Here is a 22584-nt window from a genome sequence, read left to right on the forward strand (position 1 = left end):
GCAGCTCACTCGCGAGAGGCCGGATACATTTACGCAAACTGCGCCCGACAGAAATCCAAATCCCTTGCAACGCCGGGGCGGACCATACATTTTTTAACAAGTGGGACCTTGAAAAGATCACACGAGAGGAGTTGACTGAATAGACGATGACCCGGTCCGGCGGCATGGCGTTAAATGAGGAAATCGGAAGTCGGCTTTGCCGACTGCCGTTCGTTTTGCTGCTCACCGTCGGCCTGTTGTTTTCGCTGGTTCACTGTGCCGGATGTGGTCCGACGTTTTCCAAAGCCGATTCCGCGGTCGTGATGACGAGCGCCAACCCGGACTCTTCGCCGGATACGCCAGAACAACAGTTGCCGTGCCACAGCGGGCACTGCTTCTCCCACGTTACCGCCCAGCATGCGACGGTAGCGATGACCCCGGCGGATCCCGTCGTGCGCCTGGTGGCGTCCGGTCGGGAGCAATTCCCTGCCGCGCTTGCCGGCCTTCCTCTGTTCAAACCACCCCGCGCCTAACCTCCCAGGCGGCCGTCTAGGCCCCGTTGGCACGTCCCGTTGCGCAGGCAATGCGACGGCTTGCGTGCATTCAGGGAACGGTTTGGCGAAATCACGAGCGATCGAGGCTCGTTCACGGGATATTGGTAATGGTCCGGATTTGGTTGCTCGCGGCTGTGCTTGTGCTCGGCGCGGCATTTCCCCTCGCGGCGCACGGCGAAAAGCCGGGCGGGGAAAAACACGATGAACTCGTGGTTACGGTCAGCGAGAAGCAGGTGGATGCCGGCAAGTTCGCCGTCAGCGAAGTGCAAGGCGGCATGCTGGGCAAACGCCTTGCAGTGCCTGGCTCCATCGTGCCCAGCGGCGACCACATCGCGCGGGTCGCGGTTCGGCTGCTCGGCACAGTGGCGGAGCTGCGCAAGCGGCTGGGTGATACCGTGCGGGCGGGCGAAGTTGTCGCCGTGATCGAAAGCCGCGAGGTGGCCGACGCCAAGAGCGAATACCTGGCCGCGCGGTTGGTGTTCGATCTGCAGCAAACCTTGTTCAATCGTTCGACCAGGTTGTTTGAAGGCAAGATTCTCAGCGAAAACGATTTCCTGCGGGCTCGTACCACGTTTGAAGATGCTCGCGTTAAAATCGAGATCGCCCGCCAAAAGCTCTTCGCGCTCAGCTTGACTGCTGAACAAATTGAAGCCCTGCCTCAACAGCCCGTCGAGACGCTGCGACTACAGGAGCTGAGGGCGCCGATTGCCGGACGTATTGCGGAACGCCGTGTCGAGCTTGGGTCGCTGGTTGGCCGCGAAGGCCAGGAGAGCGAGCTGTACGTCATCGTCAATCTGGACGTCGTTTGGGCCGAGCTTGCGGTTCCGTCTTCTGACTTGGCGAGCGTCCACGAAGGCCAGAAAATCAACATCGCGGCCGGTACCGGAGGTGAGCCATCCCCGGCGACCATCATGTTCGTCAGCCCGCTACTCGATAAGGACACGCGCGCCGCCCGCGTGGTCGCCTCGGTCGACAACACCGCACTTAAATGGCGGCCGGGCTCTTTCATCACCGCCGAGATTCCGATGGATGTAACATCAGCAGCTGTAACGGTGCCGAAAACAGCTCTGCAATCCTTCAAAGGCGACACTGTCGTGTTCGTCCGCACGGCTAAAGGTTTTGAGGCGCGCAAGGTGTCCATTGGCCGGCAGGACGGGCGCCTGGCCGAGGTAACTGCCGGCCTGTCGGCCGGGGAGTGCATCGCCGTCGCCAACACCTTCACCCTCAGGGCTGACCTCGGCAAGGCCGAGGCCGAGCATGAAGACTAGGGGGTGACCATGATCAGCCGCATTCTCGCGCTATCGATTCAGTACCGGTGGGTTGTGGTGTTCCTCAGCGTGGGTGCCGTGGCGTTGGGCCTGTGGTCGTTAATCCGGCTTCCCATCGATGCCGTCCCCGACATCACCAACAAGCAGGTTCAGGTCAACACCACGGCGTTCGCGTTGTCGCCGGTCGAAATCGAAAAACAGGTGACGTTTCGCATCGAGACCGCGCTTGCCGGCATACCCGGCCTGGAAAGCACCCGTTCAATTTCGCGCAATGGCTTCTCCCAGGTAACAGCCGTTTTCACGGAAAAAACGGACATCTATTTCGCGCGCCAGCAAGTCGGCGAACGTTTGCTGGAATTGCGTCCGAACCTGCCGCCCGGTGTCGATCCGAAGATGGGGCCTATCTCCACCGGCCTGGGTGAAATCTACATGTGGTCGATCGGCTTTGCTCCCACATCGCCCGATGCCGGTGCTTACGTCACGCCAGAAGGCGAGCGACTCAACACGGACGTGGAGCGCGCCGCGTATTTGCGTACCGTGCAGGATTGGATGGTTCGGCCGCAGATCAAGAGCGTGGTGGGCGTAGCCGGCGTCGATTCCATCGGCGGCTATGTGAAGCAATACCACGTCCGACCTGATCCCTTGAAGTTGACCTCGCTGGGCCTGTCCTTCGGTGACGTCGCTCGCGCCATTGAAGCCAATAACGTCAGCCGCGGCGCCAGCGTCATCGAGCGCAACGGCGAAGGGATCGCCGTGCGTACCGGTGGAAGACTCGAAAATCTCAGGGACATTGGCGATGTTGTTATCAGCACGCGAGGTTCGGTACCGGTACGTGTCCGCGACGTTGCTCAAGTGGCGATTGGCGGTGAAATCCGCACTGGCAGCGCCAGCGAGAACGGCCACGAGGTCGTTGTCGGCACGGCGCTCCTGCTGATTGGCAGCAATAGCCGCACCGTGGCGGCAGCTGTCGACGCCAAGATCGACCAGGTACGCCGCACCCTGCCGGCCGGCATTGAACTCAAAACAGCGCTCGACCGTACTCAGCTTGTGGACGCCACGGTGAGGACAGTCGCCACCAACCTCGTTGAAGGCGCTCTTCTGGTGATCCTCGTGCTGTTCGTGCTGCTCGGGAACTTCCGCGCGGCGCTCATCACCGCCCTTGTCATCCCCGTCGCCATGTTAATGACGGCAGCCGGCATGTTGCAGGGGGGCATCAGCGCTAACCTGATGAGTCTCGGCGCACTGGATTTCGGTCTGATTGTCGATGGCGCGGTCATCATCGTCGAAAACACACTGCGGCACCTCGCCGAACGCCAGGCCACCTCAGACCGCGCGCTCTCTCTTTCGGAGCGTCTGGAAACCGTGCGTGGCGCCGCAGAGGAAATGATCGGCCCTACTGTGTACGGCCAAGCAATCATCATCCTGGTCTATGTACCGTTGCTGACCTTCAGCGGGATCGAGGGTAAGATGTTTGAGCCGATGGCGCTGACCGTCATCCTCGCTTTGGCCGCAGCGTTCGTCCTGTCGCTGACCTTCGTGCCGGCGCTGATTGCCATATTCATTACGGGTCGTGTCGTCGAAGGCGACAATGGCATCGTTCGGCGGTTGAAAAAATCCTACGCACCTTTGCTGATGCGCACGATCAAACATCCGCTGCCGGTGATGGTAGGTGCGGCCCTCATGTTCGCCGCCGCGGTGCTGGTGTTCGTCCACCTGGGCCAGGTGTTCATCCCGACGCTGGACGAAAAAAACATCGCCATGCACGCACTGCGTATTCCAAGCACCAGCCTGGCGCAATCGCAGGCCATGCAAATCGAGATTGAAAAGACGGTTAGCGCATTGCCGGAGGTCGCCTTTGTTTTTTCGAAGACCGGCACGGCCGAAATTGCAACGGACCCGATGCCACCGAATGCCGCCGATACCTTCATTATCTTCAGGCCAGAGGAGCAATGGCCTAATCCAAATCTCTCCAAGGAGGCCTTGATCCAACAAATCGAGTCGGCAGTGCGTGAGCTGCCTGGTAACAATTACGAGTTCACCCAACCCATCCAGATGCGTTTCAATGAACTCCTGGCAGGAGTGCGTGGCGATGTCGCGGTCAAGATCTTTGGCGATGATTTTAAGCCCTTGCTGCGCGCCGCCGACCAGGTCGCGAGCGTCCTAAGGGCCACCAAGGGCGCCAAGGATATCAAAGTCGAGCAAGCCAGCGGCCTGTCGGTTCTGGACATCGCGGTGGACAAGGCTGAGATCGCCCGGCGAGGCCTCAGCCTCGCGGCGGTGCAGGAGGTTATCGGCGCGGCAATCGGCGGGCGGGATGCTGGCGTCGTGTTTGAAGGTGACCGGCATTTTGAGATTGTCGTGCGGTTGCCCGAAACAATCCGCCACGATCTCGATGCCTTGAAAAGTTTGCCCGTATCCCTTCCCGCGATGGGCGCGGTGCCCCTAACCATTCCATTGGACCAAGTGGCGACTTTTACATTTGGCGAAGGCCCCAACCAGGTCAGCCGCGAGAATGGCAAGCGCCGCGTCGTGGTGACCGCCAACGTGCGCGATCGCGATATCGCTTCCGTGGTGAACGATGCGCGCGCGCAAATCGATGCGCAGGTGAAGCTGCCTGCCGGCTACTGGATGACATGGGGCGGGCAGTTCGAGAATCTGGAGGCGGCCCGTTGGCGTTTGTCGATCGTGGTTCCCGCGTGCTTCCTGATGATCTTCTTGCTGTTGATGAGCGCTCTCGGTTCGGCGCGCGATGCCTTGCTGGTATTTAGCGCCGTGCCTCTTGCCCTGACCGGAGGCGTACTGGCTCTCTGGCTGCGCGGCTTGCCGTTCTCCGTCTCGGCGGCGGTAGGATTCATCGCCCTGTCCGGGATCGCGGTCCTCAACGGTTTGGTGATGCTCACATTCATCAAGCAGCTCATGGCGCAAGGCCTGACAAAATTGGATGCGATTTATGAAGGGGCACTGACCCGACTGAGGCCGGTCGCAATGACGGCTCTGGTGGCTTCACTTGGCTTCGTCCCGATGGCGTTGGCCACTGGCACGGGCGCGGAGGTTCAAAAGCCAATCGCCACCGTGGTGATAGGCGGGCTGATCAGCGCGACACTGCTGACGTTGTTCGTGCTGCCCGCGCTTTATGTCTTATTTGGACGCAAGCATCCGGAGCAAGTGGTCAACTTCGAACTCACACGGAGGGCCGCAGAATGATCACGCACACCGTCAACTAGCCCTGGCGGCACCAATGCCCCAAAAACGCACAACGCCGGACAGCGGAGTATGTTCGCTGCCGGCGTTGGCTAATACGCACTGGGCCCTGAAATCCCCAGCAATGATTAGGCGCTCGAACTCGATAAAAGGTTCAAGCAAACTTTCGTCTATCGCTCATTGCTAGAAGCTCATACCGAGCTGGGCAGCCTCTGGTTCGCGCAAGGCCCGGCGGCTTTCGCCGTGTGCGGCTCAAGCTTATTTGTGCAGCTGAAAGTGAACAGCGGCATGCTGCTCGTGCCCGTGAGGCGTCACATGGCCGCTGCGCCCGTTCGTGAAATACACAAGGCTGGCCATCAGCACCACGACCGCGCCTGCCATAGCCCAGCCGGCCCGGTTGTTATCCGGTGTCTTCGTAAAATTCGTGGGGTTCCAGACTAGCATGTGCACACCCTATCGGCCCTTCTTTAGCAGCGAGAAACCTTAACTATCTGTTACCGGTCCAAAGACGGTCGAACACAGGCGCGTGATAGTCATCAGGAAGAGCCGGAAGTTTTGGCGCCCCCTCCGCGAAAGCAGGGCAACGGTTAACAGGACTTTGACTTCCCGTGCAGTGCGAAATCAGCATACCTGCGATACGATTGCAGCATAGTGGCTCTGAAATCGTGACATTTGCGAGGAGATGAAACGGCATCGCGGGCCAATGATGTCGCGTGCCTACCGCTGGCGCGTTCGTTGCGGACACGACGTGATACTCCTCGTGCTGACCGCCTTTCCTCTCGTGTCCTTAGGTTGCCGTAACGGTCGCTGCGCGCGCACGAGCACCGAGGCACCTTGTTCTTGATCAAGGGAGCGCGAGGAATTTTGCCGGTTGGGTGCGGCTGGCGTTCCGGTCGACGACATGAACACCAGCAGGCCTTCATAGAAGGACTGCAGGTGTCAGTGTCATCTGTTGTCCATCCATCAGCTGCATCATGACGGAGTCCTCCAGCACGCAGCGAGATTCGGAAACTACTGGAGCGCAGTATGACTTCTGACGCGCTATGGCGGAGAGAGTGTCCAAATCAGCATAGATTGCCGTTTTTCGCACACGTTCGCCGATGTTCAACATAGTCCTCTGCCATAACAGCAAGCTGGTCGTTTTAGGTCGCGTCAGTTCACTATTCGCCGCGCCAATCGCGTCGCAATGTATGGGCTGGAGTAGGGGTGCAAGAGGTCGGCGGAGGCGTGGATTGCAAATGCTATGTGCCCCAGCCGATCCCTTCCGCGCTTCTGTAAGCATCAGTCAACGTCAGGTGGTTGTAATCGCTTGGATTCACGGCTCCGAGTGTGAAAATGGCCCCAACGCGCGGGAGGCGTTCAGCAGCAAGCGACAAAAAATCAGGACCGCCCTTTCAGGGGCAGCGCAATAATGATATAAACCGTCCGGTCGGTCAACGAATTAGAGGGTCTGGGTGCTGGAGGCATTGATCTGCAATGCGCTCAGAACGCCCATCGGGAGGTATGGCGGTGCTTTGAGTTCGGTTCGGGCCGACGATCTGGCGGCCGTACCGCTAAGGGGTTTGATGGCTCGCAATCCTAACGTTGGTTGGTCGGCGGTAGATGACCTCATATGTATCGGCGTAGGACAGGGCATCGCCATCATCGTCGAACGTGTCTGAGGAGAACCGAGCCATGTATGCGCAGCTCGTGAAATCGGAAGGCAGGTTGAAAGACGAAATGACGCCGGAAGAGATCGCATTTCAGACGCGCATCGACCGCGGCGAAAAGATCGAGCCTAAAGAGTGGATGCCGGAAGGTTACCGCAAAATGCTGGTCCGCCAGATCGGCCAGCATGCGCATTCCGAGATCGTCGGGCAATTGCCGGAAGGCAACTGGATCACCCGCGCGCCGACGCTGGAACGCAAGGCGATCCTGCTGGCCAAAGTTCAGGATGAGGCCGGCCATGGCCTTTACCTCTACTGCGCCGTCGAGACGCTCGGTATTTCGCGCGACGAACTGATGGAGCGCCTGCATTCGGGCGACATGAAGTACTCTTCGATTTTCAACTATCCAACGCTGACTTGGGCGGATATGGGCGCCGTCGGTTGGCTGGTGGACGGCGCCGCGATCATCAACCAGGTGCCGCTACAGCGCACCTCCTTCGGCCCCTACGGCCGCGCCATGATCCGCATCTGCAAAGAGGAGAGCTTTCACCAGCGGCAGGGCTACGCGATCATGATGAAGATGGCCGCCGGCACGCGTGAGCAGAAGCGCATGGCGCAGGATGCGTTGAACCGTCTCTGGTACCCGACGCTGACGATGTTCGGCCCGTCGGACAAGGATTCGGTCCATTCCGCCCAGTCCATGGCCTGGAAAATCAAGATGAACACCAATGACGAACTGCGCCAGAAGTTCGTCGACCAAACAGTGCCGCAGGCCGAGCTCATCGGCCTGACGGTTCCCGACCCGAACCTGAAGTGGAACGAGGAAAAGGGCGGCTACGACTTCTCTGAGCCGGACTGGAACGAGTTCTACGATGTGCTCGCCGGCAATGGGCCCTGCAACAAGGACCGCCTCGGTGCGCGGAGGAAGGCGTGGGAAGACGGCGCGTGGTTCCGCGAGGCGCTGGTGGCGCATGCCGACAAGAAGGCCGCGCGCCCATACGCCGTCGCCCGCGAGTAGCAACCGGGTCAGGCCGCCGTTCGGCGGCTCCGACCCAGTCACGGGAGAGAAAGCATGTCCAGGGAATGGCCGCTCTGGGAAGTGTTCATCCGGGGCCAGCATGGTCTGAGCCACCGTCATGTAGGCAGCCTGCACGCCGCCGACGCCGAAATGGCGGTCCTGCACGCCCGCGACGTCTATACTCGTCGCAACGAAGGCGTTTCGATCTGGGTGGTGCGTTCGTCCGACATCGCCGCATCGAGCCCCTCCAACAAGGGGCCCTTGTTCGATCCCGCGAACGCGAAGATCTACCGCCATCCGACCTTTTACGAGATACCTGAAGAAGTGGGGCATATGTGATGCCATCGTTTCCCGATGTCGCCCAGGCCGACACAGCAGACCTCGCCCGTGAGGCCGCCGCGCATGGTCAGGGGCTGCATGCCCTTTCGCCCGATGCCAACCAGGCCGCCTTTTTCGAAGTCCTGCTGCGGATCGGAGACACGACCCTGATCCTGGGGCATCGGGACTCGGAATGGTGCGGACATTCGCCCACGCTGGAGGAGGATATCGCGTTGGCCAACATGGCGCTGGACCTGATCGGCCAGACCCAGCTTTGGCTCGGGCTCGCCGCCGAGGTGGAGGGCAAGGGCCGGACAGCGGACAATCTCGCTTATCTGCGGGACGCCTGGGACTTCCGCAACCTGCTGCTCGTCGAACGGCCCAACGGCGATTTCGGCCATACGCTGATGCGGCATTTCCTGTTCGACATCTATCACCTTGCCCTGCTTCAGGCGCTGGCGACGTCGTCCGACCGGCGGGTCGCCGAGATCGCCGCCAAGGCCTGCAAGGAAGTGGCCTACCATGTCGAGCGAACGTCCAATCTGATCGTGCATCTCGGCGATGGAAACAACGAAAGCCACCGCCGCATGCAGGCCGCGCTCGATGCGCTGTGGCCTTATGTCGGCGAGATGTTCATGGCCGACGAGAAGGACGAGGCGGTCGCCGCTTCAGGTATCGCACCGAATCCCGCAAGTCTGCGCGCGGCATGGGAGACGACGGTGCGCGACGTGCTTGCTGCGGCGACGTTGACGACTCCGGAGAGCAAGTTCGCCCATAAGGGCGGCAAACGCGGCATCCACACCGAGCATCTCGGCTACATCCTCGCCGATATGCAGTTCCTGCAGCGCGCCTATCCTGGTGCAAGCTGGTGAGGTCCGGCCATGCAGACGAGCACGCTGCCCCGCACCGATCAGGTATGGGACTGGCTCGGCCAGATTCCCGACCCTGAGATCCCTGTCATCTCTTTGACCGATCTCGGCATCATCCGCGATGTCGCATGGGACGATGACACTTTGGTGGTGACGGTGACCCCGACCTATACGGGATGCCCCGCCACCAGCATCATTAGCCTGGATATCGAGCGCGCGCTGCGTGACCGTGGCGTTGAGAAGATCAGACTCGAGCGCCAGCTTTCTCCGCCTTGGACGACCGACTGGATCAGCCGCGAGGGCCGAGAGAAGCTGCACGATTACGGCATTGTGCCGCCGATCGACGGAACCGCTGCGGATAGCCGCCTCACCGGTCGCGCCTTCAGACTCGCGGGACGATCGGACCTGATCATCGCATGTCCCCGCTGCGGGTCAAAGCAAACGGAAAAAGTGAGTCAGTTTGGTTCAACGCCCTGCAAGGCGAGCTACCGTTGCAAGGACTGTCTTGAGCCATTCGACTATTTCAAATGCATTTGAGAGCGGGAGCATCTCGAATGGCTCGCTTCCATCCCTTGAAAGTCACGGACGTGCGGCGCGAGACGCGCGATGCCGTCGTAGTGACGCTGATGCCGCGTGCGGAAGACAGCGCTTTGTTCGCGTTCACGCAGGGTCAGTACCTGACTTTCCGCCGTAACTTCGACGGCGATGAGCTGCGCCGCTCCTATTCGATCTGCGCCGGGTGCGACGAAGGTGTTCTCAAGGTCGGCATCAAGCGCGTCGATGGCGGCACGTTCTCGACGTGGGCGAATGAGGCCCTTGCAGCCGGCGACGAGATCGAAGCCATGCCGCCGATGGGACGTTTCTTCACGCCGATCAAACCGGATGCGCGGAGGAACTACATAGGATTCGCCAGCGGCTCGGGCATCACACCGGTGCTCTCCATCATCAAGACCGTGCTCGCCCGGGAGCCTTACGCAAGCTTCACGCTCGTCTACGCCAATCGCAAGATCAGCTCGATCATGTTCCGCGAGGAACTGGAGGATCTGAAAAACCAGCATCTCGGCAGATTCTCCGTGATCCATGTTCTCGAAGCTGAGTCGCAAGACATCGATCTCTTCACCGGCCGCGTTGACGGCGACAAGGTGAAGGCTCTGTTCAGGCACTGGATCGATGCTGGCTCTATCGACACGGCTTTCATCTGCGGCCCCCAGCCGATGATGCTGGCGATTGCCGTGGCGCTGCGCGAGCACGGGTTGAACGACACGCAGATTAAGTTCGAGCTGTTTGCTTCCGGCCAGCCGGGCCGGGCCAAGGTCAAGGCCGTGTCCAGGACGGCCGTCGTACCCGGCACTGGGGTTGAAGCGACGGTGACTTTGGATGGAGCGACCCGCAGCTTCATCATGCCGCGCGAGGGTAAGAGCGTGCTCGATGCCGCGCTCGCCGCCAATATGGATGCGCCCTACTCCTGCAAGGCAGGAGTGTGCTCGACCTGCCGCTGCAAGGTGCTGGAAGGCGAAGTGGAAATGGCGGTGAACCATGCGCTGGAGGACTATGAGGTGCGCGCGGGCTATGCGCTGAGCTGCCAGGCGTTTCCACTGACTGGCCGCCTCGTCGTGACCTACGACGAATAGCGTTGAGGAGAGGAGCGCATGGCCGATACGATGAATATCGAAGACTACCTCGCCCGGGGCGGTGTGCTGACCGCGCCCGACAACGCGCCGGCGCGCTATCGCGGCGAGTTGATGCGGCTGATGTCGTCTTTCGTCGACAGCGAACTGGCGGCCTCTGCCGGTTTCGCCGGAGCGATCAACTTCGCACCTGGCATCAAGGAGCGCATCGCGGCAAGCCGTATCACGCTCGAAAAGGCGGACCATGCCGAGCGCGTTCTGAACATCATGAGCGACTTCGGCACCGATGCCGACCGCTACCAGGCGCAGCACGACTGGAGCGCGAGGGTCGAACGCAACGCGGATCTCGGCGCGGCGCGCCGGGGCGATGACATGCGACTCGCCGTCTTTCACTATCCGATCGAGAACTGGACCGATGCGGTGGTGATGAACGTGCTGCAAGGGTTGGCGACCGGCATCCAGATGAACGAACTGACCCGCGTCTCCTATGCGCCGCTGGCGGACGTCTTCCGCGAGATCGCACTGCGCGAACGGCGTCATGCCGAACTGGGCTACGAGGGCCTGCAACGGATTGCTTCGACACCAGAGGGTAAGAAGGCCGCACGGGAAGCAATCGCCTACTGGAACCCGCGCGTTGCGACCACTTTCGGTGTCGTGGGCTCGAGCCTTTTCGATACGCTGAGAAAATTCGGTCTGCGCCATACCTCCAACGAGGAATTGCTGGCGCAGTGGGAAAACGTAAGCGGCGAAAAGCTCGGCATGCTTGGTCTCTAGTGTACCGAATCCGAAGTTGACACTCAGGATTTTGGACCCGGCACTCGCGCTTCGTCCGTTCCACCAGATCAAGGAGGTCATCATGGCAAGCGCAGCCCCCCGTCGACTGGAGAGCTATGTCTATGGGGCGTGGACCGCCGGCAAGGGTGACGGCTTACCGTTGCTCGACGCAGGCACCGGCGAGACGGTGGCTCTGATCGACTCCAAGGGCCTCGATTTCGCGGAAGTGCTGCACTACGGGCGTACTGTCGCGGGCCCGAAGCTGCGCGCCATGTCGTTCCACGAGCGCGCGGCGATGCTGAAGGCGCTCGGTCTTGCGCTGATGGAAAAGAAGGAAGAGTTCTACGCCGAAAGCTTCCGCACCGGCGCCACCCGCGCCGACGGTTGGGTGGACATCGAGGGCGGCATCGGCACGATGCTGACCTTCGCTTCGAAGGGCCGGCGCGAACTGCCGAACACGCGTATCCTGACCGACGGCAATGTGGAGCCGCTGTCGAAGGACAACAGCTTCAGTGCGCAACACATTTACGCGCCGCTGCAGGGCGTCGCGGTCCACATCAATGCCTTCAATTTTCCGATCTGGGGCATGCTGGAGAAGATTTCGCCGACCTTGCTTGCCGGCGTGCCGGCGGTGGTGAAGCCTGCTTCGCAGACGGCCTACCTGACCGAATTGATGGTGCGGCGGATCATCGAGACCGGCCTCCTGCCGGAGGGAGCGCTGCAACTGATTTCCGGTTCGGTCGGCGACCTGCTCGACCACGTCACCGGACAGGACGTGGTGACCTTCACCGGTTCGGCCTGGACCGGCCGCAAGCTGAAAGCGCATCCGGCCGTGATCGCCAATTCGGTGCGCTTCACGATGGAGGCGGACAGCTTGAACGCCTCGATCCTCGGTCCGGATGCCACGCCTGGCACGCCGGAGTTCGATCTGTTCGTGAAGGAAGTGGCGCGCGAGATGACGGTGAAGGCCGGCCAGAAATGTACCGCGATCCGCCGCGTGATCGCACCGCGCGACCATGTCGATGCGCTGGTCAAGGCACTGGGCGACATGCTGGGCAAGACCGCGCTCGGCCTGCCAGACGACGAGACGACCCGCATGGGGCCGCTTGCGTCGCTCCACCAGCGCACCGAAGTGCGCGAACGCATTCAGGATCTGCTGTCGGACGCCGAGATCGTTGCCGGCAATCCGGATAACGTACGGGTTGCGTCCGGCGATGCGGAGAGGGGAGCCTTCCTCAATCCGATCCTGCTTTATGCCGACGATCCTTTCGGCGCCTTCAAGATCCACGATGTGGAGGCGTTCGGTCCGGTCTCGACCGTGCTGCCCTATGACTCGATCGAGGAGGCCGTCGAACTGGCCAGGCTCGGCAAGGGTTCGCTGGTTTCATCTGTCTTCACCGACGACCCGAAGGTGGCGGAAGAGGTCGTCATCGGTGTCGCGCCGTTCCATGGCCGGGTGCTTGTCGGAAACCGCCGCTCCGCCAAGACATCGACGGGCCACGGCTCACCGCTCGCGGGGCTTGTCCATGGCGGTCCGGGCCGCGCCGGCGGCGGCGAGGAAATGGGCGGTATGCGCGGCGTGAAGCATTACATGCAGCGCACCGCCGTGCAGGGCACGCCGCGTCTGCTGTCGGCCGTCACCGGGCGCTGGATCGAGGGCGCTGACGTACAGCACGGTGAGCATCCCTTCCGCAAGTCGCTGGCGGAACTGAAGATCGGCGATCAGTTAATGACCGCGAAGCGGCAGGTCACCTTGGACGATGTCGAGCACTTCGCACATTTCACCGGCGATACTTTCTACGCCCACATGGACGAGGCGGCGGCCAAGGCCAACCCGTTCTTCGACGACCGCGTGGCCCATGGCTACCTCATCGCCTCCTTCGCCGCCGGCCTTTTCGTTGAGCCAAATCCCGGCCCGGTACTAGCCAACTACGGCGTGGACAATATGCGCTTCCTCACCCCGGTTTATTTCGGTGACACGGTGCAGGTGCGATTGACCTGCAAGGAAATCAACCCGCGCGAAAACGCCAACCATGGCGAGGTGCGCTGGGATTGCCAAGTCACCAACCAGAAGGGTGAGATCGTTGCGCAGTACGATGTGCTGACGATGGTGGCAAAGATCTGGCCGCCGGCACAAACACAAGAGGCGGCCGAATGACAGATCCAACGGCTGCGTCGGAAGAAGTGGGACCTGTTCGGTTCGACCGCTGTGGCAGCCCTCTTTCAACGCACTGCCTTGATGCCATCGAGGATGAGCGTGGTGAGAACCTCGGCATAATCCTCGCGGCTGATGCGGCCGCCGTCCTTGAACCACATATCCATCCAGTTCATCATGCCAAAGAGCGACATGGTCACCGGCATGACCAAGGGGCGCTCGCGGTTGTCCAGGCGCGGACTGATCTGGCGCACAACGCCCGCGAACCGGCGCACGATCCGCCTTTCAATTTCGGTGATCGCCTGTTTCTGCTCGTCGGTCAGCAGGCTCATCGCGTTCAACTGGACCTTGTGCCGGTCGCCGGCTCCGCGATAGTGCTCGAGCACGACGCCGACGAGAAACTTCAGTCGCACTGAAGGCTCCATGGCCGGATCGTCGGACGCTTCCAGATCCGAGTCGAGTTCCTCCAGGTGAGTGAAGATGATCGCGAAGACGAGTGCGTCTTTGCTTGGGTAATAGTGATAGAGCAAGGCTTTCGATATCCGCGCCTGACCTGCGATCTGAGACATGGACGCCTTGTCGACTCCCAGCGTGGCCAGCACATTCGCCGCAGAGTCCAATATGGCGAGTTGTTTTTCTTCGAAATCCTGCGCTCGCGTCCGAGCCATATCAATCCAACCTTCTGATGCTCCGGGCGATCGATCCGTGACCGTCAGAAGCTGAACATGACACGTTCTATAGCGTTTTCGAGCGAAGTGGATACCGGTTCGCGTGAAGAAAACGCGTCAAAACAACAATCTAGAGCTTCGCTTCTGCTTCAATCAGAAGCGAAATGCTCTAGCAACCGGACGTGGGCGAAGAAACATCCCCGATTCTTGACCGTTATTCCTTCGGCCTGTTGTCCACCACACGCTTGGCCTTGCCCTCCGAGCGAGCCACCGAGTTCGGATCGCGCACCTCGATTTTCGTCGAGACACCGACAACGCTCTTGATGTGGTGCGCGAGCTTTCTGGCGGATTCGGCACGGGCATCGGCGTCAGTCATGTCCTCGGTGCATTCGACATGCACGACCATGTTGTCCATACGGCCCGCGCGCGCCAGTTCGATGTAGAAGTGGGGTGCGAGGCCCTTGCATTTCAGGATCTGCTCCTCAATTTGCGTCGGGAAAACATTGACGCCGCGCAGAATCATCATGTCGTCTGAACGGCCGGTGATCTTCTCGATACGGCGCATCGAGCGCGCCGTTCCCGGCAGCAGGCGCGTCAGGTCGCGCGTGCGATAGCGGACCATCGGCAGCGCTTCCTTGGTGAGCGTCGTGAAAACAAGCTCGCCCATTTTGCCATCTGGCAGGACCTCGCCGGTGACCGGATCGATGATTTCCGGATAGAAATGATCTTCCCAGACGTGCAGGCCATCTTTGGTCTCGACGCACTCCTGCGCGACACCCGGCCCCATGATCTCCGACAGGCCATAGATATCGACCGCGTGCATGTCGAAGGCCTCCTCGATTTCGAGGCGCATGGCGTTGGTCCATGGCTCGGCCCCGAGGATGCCGACTTTGAGCGAACTCTTGCGCGAGTCGAGGCCTTGCCGCCTGAATTCGTCCAGGATGGACAGCATGTAGGACGGCGTCACCATGATGATCGACGGCTTGAAATCGTTGATGAGGGTGACCTGGCGTTCGATCATGCCGCTGGAGATCGGAACGACGGTGCAGCCGAAGCGCTCCGCGCCGTAGTGCGCGCCCAAGCCGCCGGTGAACAGGCCATAGCCATAGGCATTGTGCAGGATATCGCCGGGACGGCCGCCGGCCGCACGTATCGAACGGGCCATCAGGTCCGCCCAGATGTCGATATCGCCTTTGGTGTAGCCGACGACGGTCGGCTTGCCGGTCGTTCCCGAGGAGCCGTGGATGCGCGCGAGCTTGTTCTGCGGGACGGCGAACATGCCGAACGGATAGGTGTCGCGCAGGTCCTGCTTGTAGGTGAATGGAAATTTCGACAGGTCGGAAAGCGAGTTCAGGTCGTTCGGATGGATGCCCTTTTCGTTGAAGCGCTTGCGGAAGAATAGCACGTTCTCGCAGGCGTGCCTGATCGACTGCTTTATGCGCTTGAATTGCAGCGCTGAGATTTCGTCGCGCGAGGCATACTCGATCGGCTCAAGGTCGTCTCTGCGGGGCGTCAGATTCTCCACGGTGTTCTCTCTGCGGAAATCCGTCGGTTTATTCCTCGACTGGCAGATGCGTGCCTTTCACTAGGCGCGAATGGCCGCGGAATTCGGCCACATGCTCGCCCGACTGATTGGTGACGCGGATGTCGTAGATGCCAGACCTGCCGTGCCGCGAAATCTCTTTGGCGGTTGCTGTCAGGCGGTCGCCGATGCGGCCGGGGATCAGGTATGTGATCGAGCAATGTTGCGCGACGGCCAACTGGTTGTAACTATTGCATGCGAAGGCAAAGGCGGAGTCAGCCAGGGTGAATATGTAGCCGCCGTGGCAATTGCCATGTCCGTTCGACATGGCCTCGAGGATCGTCATCGAAAGTGTGGCTTCACCGGGCGCGATGTTGTCGAGCGTCATGCCGAGCCGCTGGCTTGCGGAATCGTCGTTCCACATCGCCCTGGCGGATGCCTCCGCCAGTTCCCGAGGTGTCATCTGGGAAGCGGGTTTCATTCGCCCTTGAACTCCGCCTTGCGCTTTTCCAGGAAGGCGATGACGCCCTCGGCATAATCGGCGCTGCGGCCGGCGGTTCGCTGGCAATCGCGCTCCATGTCGAGTTGTTCGTCGAGACTGTTGGTCGCAGCCGCCTGAATAAGGCGCTTTGTGAGGCCAAGACCAAGTGTGGGGCCCGCAGCCAGCGATACGGCGAGCGACCGTGCCTCATTCATGAGATCCGCGTCCTCGACCGCCTTCCAGATCAGCCCCCATTCGGCGGCTCTCTCGGCCGGCAAGGGCTCGGCGGTCATGGTCAGCGCCTTGGCGCGGAGCTCTCCGATAATGCGGGCGAGACTCCATGTGCCGCCGGCATCGGGTACGAGGCCGATCCTGGTGAAGGCCTGGATGAACTTGGCGGATTTCGCCGCGAGCACGATGTCACAGGCAAAGGCGATGTTGGCGCCAGCACCGGCCGCCACGCCGTTGACCGCGCAAACGATCGGCTTCTCCAGCGAACGCATCAGACGCAGCGTCGGATTGTAGTGCGTCTCGAGCGTATGGCCGAGGTCCGGCGCGGGGCCGCCCTTGCGCGGATCCCGATCGCTCAGATCCTGCCCCGCGCAGAACCCGCGACCTGAGCCGGTCAGCAGGACGGCGCGGACAGTCGGATCATCATGCGCTCGCTGAATGCCGGCCCGTAGCGCGAGGTGCATCTCTCCGTTAAACGAGTTCAGCTTGTCCGGGCGGTTTAATGACAGCGACAGCACGCCGTCGGACAGCGCCGAGAGCACAGTTTCGGAAGTCGGCATTTCTTCTTCCTTGCTCGACGATCGCTTTCTCCGTCCAGCATATAAAATGCATAGACCGTCCGGTCGGTCAATGATAAACGAGGGCGAGGAGTCGAAGAGAGGATTTGGATGCCGGAGCAAGGGAGTCTGCTATGCCCGTCGTCTCCGTCTCCCGCGAGGGCGAGATCGCCGTCGTCACCGTCGACAACCCGCCGGTCAATGCACTCAGCCAGGCTGTTCGTCGGGCCTTGTTCGATGCGACCAACGAACTGGACGCCGACGACGAAGTGAAGGCCGTGGTGTTGGCCTGTGCCGGCCGGACCTTCATCGCCGGTACTGATCTATCCGAATTCGGCAAGACGCCGATGGAGCCGCATCTGCCCGATCTCGTGAACCGCATCGAGGCTTCGGTAAAACCTTGGATCGCCGCGATTCATGGAACAGCGCTGGGTGGTGGCTTCGAGATCGCGCTGGGCTGTCGGTTCCGGGTTACTGTGCCAGACGCCGCGATCGGTCTGCCCGAGGTGACGCTCGGCATCGTGCCGGGCGCATCGGGAACCGTACGCACGCCGCGGCTAGTCGGTCCCGAGGCGGCGGTGGAGCTGGTGACGGGCGGCAAGCCGGTGAAGGCAGCCAAAGCGCTCTCCATGGGTCTGGTCGATGCCGTCGTGCAAGGCGACCTTTTACAAAGCGTCCTTGCGTTCGCGAGCGACGCTGTGGCCCGGCCGCTGCCCGTTCCGCTGTCGCAGCGCACGGTCGTGGCACCTGCGTCCACATTTTGGGAGGACAAGAAGGGGGCGATTGCCAAACGGGAGAAGGGCGAAACCGCACCGCTCGCCGCACTGGAATGCGTGCGCATGGCGGTGGAGTTGTCATTCGATGAGGCGCTCGCCTTCGAGCGCAAGACCTTCCTCGACCTACGCGCTTCGGAACAGGCCGCGGCGCTGCGCACGGTGTTCTTCGCAGAACGCGCCGCGCGGCGCCCGGCGGGCCTGAAGGGCGTGGAGCCCCTGCCGCTGCGTAAGGCGGGTGTCGTGGGCGGCGGCACGATGGGCGCCGGCATCACCGCGGCGTTGCGGGACGCCGGCATTCCCGTCGTGCTGATCGAACGCGACGCGGAAGCCGTGGCGCGCGGCCTCGCCAACGTCCGTACCATCTTCGAGGGCGGCGTGAAGCGCGCCAAGCTGACCAAGTCACAGGTCGAAGCGAAGCTGGCCGGCGTGACGGCTTCCACGGACTGCGGTCTTCTCGCCGACGCCGATATGGTGATTGAGGCCGTGTTTGAGGAACTCGGCGTTAAGCGTGCCGTATTCAACCAGCTTGGCAGGCTCTGTCGGCCCGACTCCATCATTGCCACCAACACGTCCTATCTTGATCTGCGTCTCATTGCGGAAGGTGTTCCCGATCCGTCGCGCTTCATCGGCCTGCATTTCTTTAGTCCGGCAAACATCATGAGGCTGCTGGAGATCGTGCCGATCCCGGAAACCGCGCCGCGGACACTGGCAACCGGCTTTGCGCTGGCGCGGGCGCTGGACAAGATCCCGGTGCAGGCAGGCATCTGCGAAGGTTTTATCGGCAACCGCATCCTCAAGCGCTACCGTGCTGCAGCCGAGGCGCTGGTGTACGACGGCGTGCCCATCGCCGAGATCGATGCGGCCATGCGCGATTACGGCTTCGCCATGGGACCCTTCGAGGCACAGGATCTCGGTGGCCTCGACATCGCCTACCTGCAGCGTGAAGGCGCTCGCGCCAACGGACAGGATGTGCCCGAGACGCTTGGCGACATTCTCGTGCGCGCCGGTCGCAAGGGCCAGAAGACAGGCGGCGGCTGGTACGACTATGCCGGGGACCGCAAGCCGCAGCCGTCTGCGGTGGTAGCCGAGCTGTTGGCCGGGAAGATCGCCCGCATGACGGCGCATTCCGCCATAGCTGGCCATCTGGTTGGCGAAATGGCCGCGGAGGGCGACGCGATTCTAGCCGAGGGCGTTGCCGGGCAACCGTCCGACATCGATCTCGTGGAGATCCACGGTTACGGCTTTCCGCGCTGGAGGGGCGGACCGATGTTTGCGCGTGCTCACAGCCATAGGCAGCAGGACGTTTGAACTGGGCAGGACGGCACAGGAAACGTGCGGGGTTTCAGAAGACGATGATGTTGACCTGACCTGTTGTCGAGCCTGACGTCGATTAAGGGTTTGCTGTCGCCGTTGAGGCAGTGGACCGAGCAGCAGCTGCGCGCATGATATCGGCCAGTAGGGCATAAGCGCTAGACCAGGCACCTTTCACCTCCGGCGTCCACCCCGATCCGAGCCCTTGCTCCAGCGTCCACAACAGAGCCGCACCGACCGTTTCGTAATGAGCGTCGGTGACTCCGAATTGGGCATGGCGGCGGCCCAGATCTTCAATGGTCGGAACAAGCGTCTCGAGATGATCGAGCCCCCCTACGATCATCGTGAGGGTTTGAAAGAGCTTCCGGCGCTGCTCCGTTAGGTCGGTTGTCTTGAAGAGCTGCCGCGTTGTTGCGTCGATCTCAAAAAGCCGATCGTAGAACAGGTGCGTCGCCGCGTCTGCCATTGGCTCAAGCTTCTGCCACGTTTCTTTCACGAGTGCCTTCTGTTCAGGGGACATTGTATGCTCCAAGACAGTTTAGGATTTTGGCTTGGCAGCCAGTCCCCCTTACCCACCGGCCCGCAGCCGTCAGAGGCCGCGACGGCCCATCGCCGGGCCTCGACCTTCGCTCCGCCCGCGAATCGTTTGCCCGCTCCGGACCGCACGCTAGGCCATCACGTTGTGCCGTTCGTCGCGAAGTCCGGGTCGACGGTGCAAATCTCCTTGGCGGCCAACTGGAGGTCGAACTTGCTGCCGCTACCGTACTCCTTGGGGAGGAAGCCCATAGCGAACTCAAGCTTACCGGCTTGATCTTGGCGAAGGCCTCATGCGGGCTTCGCGTTGCGTCTGCATCGGGAACTAGCGGTGCAAACAAGCTCTGCGCGAAGTCACGCGCGGTCTCCCGCAGATTCTGCTGTTCTGTCGTCAGCCTGAAATCGATGGCCATTGCGCGGCGCCTCCCTCAATGAAGGCCCGAGGGTAGCGCGGAGGTTCGACGAGTGACGGTGCGCGCACTTGCCGATGGCTCTCGCGCTCCCCTTTGTCAAATTTACCACGAACCGTGACGGTCGCGCTAGATGCAGATGCCAAGCGCGCCAGCTAGCCGCGGGTTGTTAGGATTCCCAGCGAGAGCAGTGGAAGCAGCCCATGGACGGTGTAGGTAAAGGCGCCGGAGGCATTGAGCACGGGCTGCCATGCGCACCATTGAGGGCCGTGCCAAGCGTAGGGCGGATGATTAAGGATAGACGGGAACCAGCGATAAAGCCGGACCAAGTCGCACGGCAAAGCGGAGAAGTTGGATATCCATCCGCCATTCGTCCTTTGCACCTGGAGAGGCAAGGAGGGCGACAACACGCCAGTCATACTAGACATCAAAATCCCGGAAGATTTTGTACCCGAAGCGGTGTTGCAATGCCAGACAGCCCAAATATGATGCTACTTTCCGACGATGGCACAGACAAATGCAAGAATGCGGATAAGGCTCAGAAGTTTTTTCAAGCTTTGATATTGCAGGCGCAGACATGACGCCATGCGAGCACGCATCGCTCTTTCGGCGAGAAGTGTATTGCTCCAAGCGGGAAGAGGTTTTTTCTTGCAATCATACTGAAGTGACGAGGCGCCTCGGCACGTGCCGGCGCAAAGTTGCTCGCGAAAACTGAGACCAAGAGGAGCGTTGCGAAGGTGGACATTAGGCAATAGTTTCGGAGATCAGCGCCTATTTTGTCGACAGGACGGAATACGAATGCTCCTCGGTCGAGTCTAATTGTCAATCAGCTTACCACAATGGTCCAAACTAAACCTGACGGGTATGACGGGTTCGTCGTAATCATACGTAGGTGCGTGCGCCTATCCTCAATCGTCTATAGACGATCGAGGAACCACCCTCACGACCGCTCAGCCAGCCGGCAATGTAGAGGAATGACTCGATGACAGAGACTGTCGACACTTGGACCGCAGCCATGGAAACCGCACTTGCTTGCGTTCCCGCTGATCTCCGCCTTGATGTTCTACGGAAGCTGACGGATGACGAGACCGAGCGACGCAGGCACCCGTTCCTTATCGGCTGGAAAAAGCGCTGGCATGCCGTGGACGAAGCAACGAGCGTGATCGTGCAGGTTCTGGTGCGCGACATCGCCAACTGCCACAGCAAGGCGGATGCCGCCGCCGTGTTGTTTCGGAACCATCATGGGCGAGGCACCGGGAGCTGCTGGTTGCCGGATTATCTCGATGGGCTTCCTGGCATCATAGTGGACCGCAAGCGCTGCATCGAGGTTTCCGAGCGCAAACACAGGAGCAAAGCTCAATGAAGGCCGAGCACGCTGTCGTCTAGAGCATTTTCCGATCACGTTGCATTGTATCCGGCGGCGGCTTCATCGCCCAGCAACGCATCGCCGTCCTGGTCGGCGGTACCGGTACCGGAAAGACCAATCTGGCCATCGCAATCGTCAGAAGCTGCATCCGCTCCGGCGCGCGCGGTCGCGTCTACAACGTGGTCGACCTCGTCAACCGTCTTGAAAGCGAGACCCGCAACGGACGTCAGGGCAGGCTCGCCGAACATCTAACTCGGATGGACTTCATCGTTCTCGACGAATTGGGTTACCTACCGTTCATTCAATCCGGCGACCAGCTTCTGTTCCACCTCATCAGCTGGCTTGACGAGCGCACATCCGTCATCCTCACCACCAACCTTTTTTCCTTCGGAGAGTGGCCCAGCGTGTTCGGCGGCGCCAAGATGACCACTGCGCTGCTCGATCGGCTTACCCACCGCTGCGACCTCGTAGAGGCCGGTAACGACAGTTGGCGTTTTAAAAGCTGCTAGCTTTTCAGTACCGGCCGGCTGATCCATCTTGGTCACGACGATGTCGCGGATGAGGGGATCAACCACTCAGGTCACCGCCGATCGCATGCCCTTTTACCCAGGCGCTCGGCGGCTCCTCGGTTTCCTATTGCCGTTGAGCCGCATATCATGCTCGACGCGCCGCTGACGGCAATACCTACCGACGACTCTTTTCACGTCACGAACCGAATATGGGCTGAAGTATGGGACGGCAAGCTGCCTGACTCGTAACGCGCTGATTTATAATGATTTCTGACGCTGGATGGCGGAGAGAGTGGGATTCGAACCCACGGTACGGTTTCCCGCACACACGCTTTCCAAGCGTGCGCCTTAAGCCACTCGGCCATCTCTCCGGGCACCTTCTCATGAAGGGGTGTTCCGGTTTTTGCAAGAGAGCGGTGGCCGTGGCGTCGGGATTTTCCCTAACAGTATGACCGATGCAGTTATTCTGGGCCCTAGCAGGACGTTTCCACCATTCAGGGGCCGTCCGGCACCGATGTGGATTCCCGCAAATGAAGAATGTCGGCGGAAACGTCGGATGATCCCCGGATTGCAAGCCCCGGGTTGGGATTACCGGCTCTCCCGAAAATCGCTTCTATGTGCGTTCAGAGCGGAGGAGGATGGTTCACCGAAAACGTTTTACCGAAAAGTCAGGTCAATCACCTTAGTAATCTCTTCCGACTCCAGCCGAAGCGCCCTAGAACCGATCGACATTCATCGCATCCATATCATGGCTGCTGCGAGCTTGATGAAGCCTGTGAAGTGTTCTGTTCGCCTGTCGTATCGGGTGG

18 protein-coding genes, 1 tRNA gene and 1 pseudogene are annotated in these 22584 nt (G+C 60.9%); 14 read left to right on the top strand and 6 right to left on the bottom strand.

Features of this window, described 5'->3' with window-relative positions; translation table 11 throughout:
- The first annotated feature begins 146 nt into the window (after positions 1-146).
- The 11 genes from GGQ85_RS18755 to paaZ all read left to right on the top strand — a co-directional run bounded on the left by GGQ85_RS18755 (position 147) and on the right by paaZ (position 13413).
- Positions 147-512 (top strand): ferrichrome ABC transporter substrate-binding protein, encoded by a 366-nt coding sequence (locus GGQ85_RS18755; protein WP_309775796.1) that lies wholly within the window; start codon positions 147-149, stop codon positions 510-512.
- 128 nt (positions 513-640) lie between these two features.
- Positions 641-1801 carry an efflux RND transporter periplasmic adaptor subunit gene (locus tag GGQ85_RS18760; RefSeq protein ID WP_309775797.1) on the top strand — a complete coding sequence of 387 codons (1161 nt, stop codon included), beginning with the start codon at positions 641-643 and terminating at the stop codon, positions 1799-1801.
- Positions 1802-1810: 9 nt separating this feature from the next.
- On the top strand, positions 1811-5005 hold the full coding sequence (locus GGQ85_RS18765; RefSeq protein ID WP_309775798.1) for an efflux RND transporter permease subunit: 3195 nt from the start codon (positions 1811-1813) through the stop codon (positions 5003-5005).
- 1451 nt (positions 5006-6456) lie between these two features.
- Positions 6457-6663, top strand: coding sequence for a thiolase family protein (locus GGQ85_RS18770; protein WP_139372936.1), 207 nt, complete (start codon positions 6457-6459; stop codon positions 6661-6663).
- Between the two features lie 13 nt (positions 6664-6676).
- Positions 6677-7666 (top strand): 1,2-phenylacetyl-CoA epoxidase subunit PaaA, encoded by a 990-nt coding sequence (paaA, locus tag GGQ85_RS18775; RefSeq protein ID WP_309775799.1) that lies wholly within the window; start codon positions 6677-6679, stop codon positions 7664-7666.
- Between the two features lie 54 nt (positions 7667-7720).
- Positions 7721-8005 (top strand): 1,2-phenylacetyl-CoA epoxidase subunit PaaB, encoded by a 285-nt coding sequence (gene paaB / locus GGQ85_RS18780; RefSeq protein WP_309775800.1) that lies wholly within the window; start codon positions 7721-7723, stop codon positions 8003-8005.
- Positions 8006-8079: 74 nt separating this feature from the next.
- Entirely contained in the window at positions 8080-8856 is a 777-nt protein-coding gene (gene paaC / locus GGQ85_RS18785; protein ID WP_374708925.1) for a 1,2-phenylacetyl-CoA epoxidase subunit PaaC, read from the top strand.
- Between the two features lie 9 nt (positions 8857-8865).
- Positions 8866-9390 carry a 1,2-phenylacetyl-CoA epoxidase subunit PaaD gene (gene paaD, locus GGQ85_RS18790; protein WP_079448196.1) on the top strand — a complete coding sequence of 175 codons (525 nt, stop codon included), beginning with the start codon at positions 8866-8868 and terminating at the stop codon, positions 9388-9390.
- A gap of 17 nt (positions 9391-9407) precedes the next feature.
- Positions 9408-10484, top strand: coding sequence for a 2Fe-2S iron-sulfur cluster-binding protein (locus GGQ85_RS18795; RefSeq protein WP_079448195.1), 1077 nt, complete (start codon positions 9408-9410; stop codon positions 10482-10484).
- An 18-nt stretch (positions 10485-10502) separates the two neighbouring features.
- Entirely contained in the window at positions 10503-11255 is a 753-nt protein-coding gene (locus GGQ85_RS18800) for a Phenylacetic acid catabolic protein (protein ID WP_309775802.1), read from the top strand.
- Between the two features lie 82 nt (positions 11256-11337).
- A complete protein-coding gene (paaZ, locus tag GGQ85_RS18805; RefSeq protein ID WP_309775803.1) occupies positions 11338-13413 on the top strand; it encodes a phenylacetic acid degradation bifunctional protein PaaZ in 2076 nt (691 codons plus the stop codon).
- A 65-nt stretch (positions 13414-13478) separates the two neighbouring features.
- Here paaZ and GGQ85_RS18810 read toward each other — a convergent pair whose 3' ends face one another.
- The 4 genes from GGQ85_RS18810 to paaG form a co-directional block, all read right to left on the bottom strand.
- Entirely contained in the window at positions 13479-14078 is a 600-nt protein-coding gene (locus GGQ85_RS18810; RefSeq protein ID WP_309775804.1) for a TetR/AcrR family transcriptional regulator, read from the bottom strand.
- Between the two features lie 214 nt (positions 14079-14292).
- Positions 14293-15603, bottom strand: a complete 1311-nt coding sequence (gene paaK, locus GGQ85_RS18815) for a phenylacetate--CoA ligase PaaK (RefSeq protein WP_309775805.1) — start codon at positions 15601-15603, stop codon at positions 14293-14295.
- Positions 15604-15631: 28 nt separating this feature from the next.
- A complete protein-coding gene (gene paaI / locus GGQ85_RS18820; protein ID WP_309775806.1) occupies positions 15632-16081 on the bottom strand; it encodes a hydroxyphenylacetyl-CoA thioesterase PaaI in 450 nt (149 codons plus the stop codon).
- On the bottom strand, positions 16078-16872 hold the full coding sequence (paaG, locus tag GGQ85_RS18825; protein ID WP_309775807.1) for a 2-(1,2-epoxy-1,2-dihydrophenyl)acetyl-CoA isomerase PaaG: 795 nt from the start codon (positions 16870-16872) through the stop codon (positions 16078-16080). The genes paaI and paaG overlap by 4 nt, the downstream gene beginning before the upstream one ends.
- Before the next feature lie 131 nt (positions 16873-17003).
- Between paaG and GGQ85_RS18830 the strand changes: the two genes are divergently transcribed.
- Entirely contained in the window at positions 17004-18953 is a 1950-nt protein-coding gene (locus tag GGQ85_RS18830) for a 3-hydroxyacyl-CoA dehydrogenase NAD-binding domain-containing protein (RefSeq protein WP_309775808.1), read from the top strand.
- 82 nt (positions 18954-19035) lie between these two features.
- Here the strand turns inward: GGQ85_RS18830 and GGQ85_RS18835 are convergent, their stop codons facing one another.
- The gene (locus GGQ85_RS18835; protein WP_309775809.1) at positions 19036-19476 is read right to left on the bottom strand and encodes a globin family protein; all 441 of its coding nucleotides are present in this window, start codon (positions 19474-19476) and stop codon (positions 19036-19038) included.
- Between the two features lie 1406 nt (positions 19477-20882).
- On the opposite strand from GGQ85_RS18835, the gene GGQ85_RS18840 reads away from it, so the two are divergent.
- Together GGQ85_RS18840 and GGQ85_RS18845 are read left to right on the top strand one after the other, a co-directional pair.
- Positions 20883-21263, top strand: coding sequence for a hypothetical protein (locus GGQ85_RS18840; RefSeq protein WP_079448187.1), 381 nt, complete (start codon positions 20883-20885; stop codon positions 21261-21263).
- Positions 21264-21310: 47 nt separating this feature from the next.
- Positions 21311-21775, top strand: a pseudogene (locus GGQ85_RS18845) (ATP-binding protein); the annotation flags it as partial.
- A 281-nt stretch (positions 21776-22056) separates the two neighbouring features.
- Here GGQ85_RS18845 and GGQ85_RS18850 read toward each other — a convergent pair.
- Positions 22057-22146, bottom strand: a tRNA-Ser gene (locus GGQ85_RS18850).
- Positions 22147-22584 lie beyond the last annotated feature (438 nt).

This window comes from Nitrobacter vulgaris, from assembly GCF_031453995.1.
Classification (GTDB): domain Bacteria; phylum Pseudomonadota; class Alphaproteobacteria; order Rhizobiales; family Xanthobacteraceae; genus Nitrobacter; species Nitrobacter vulgaris.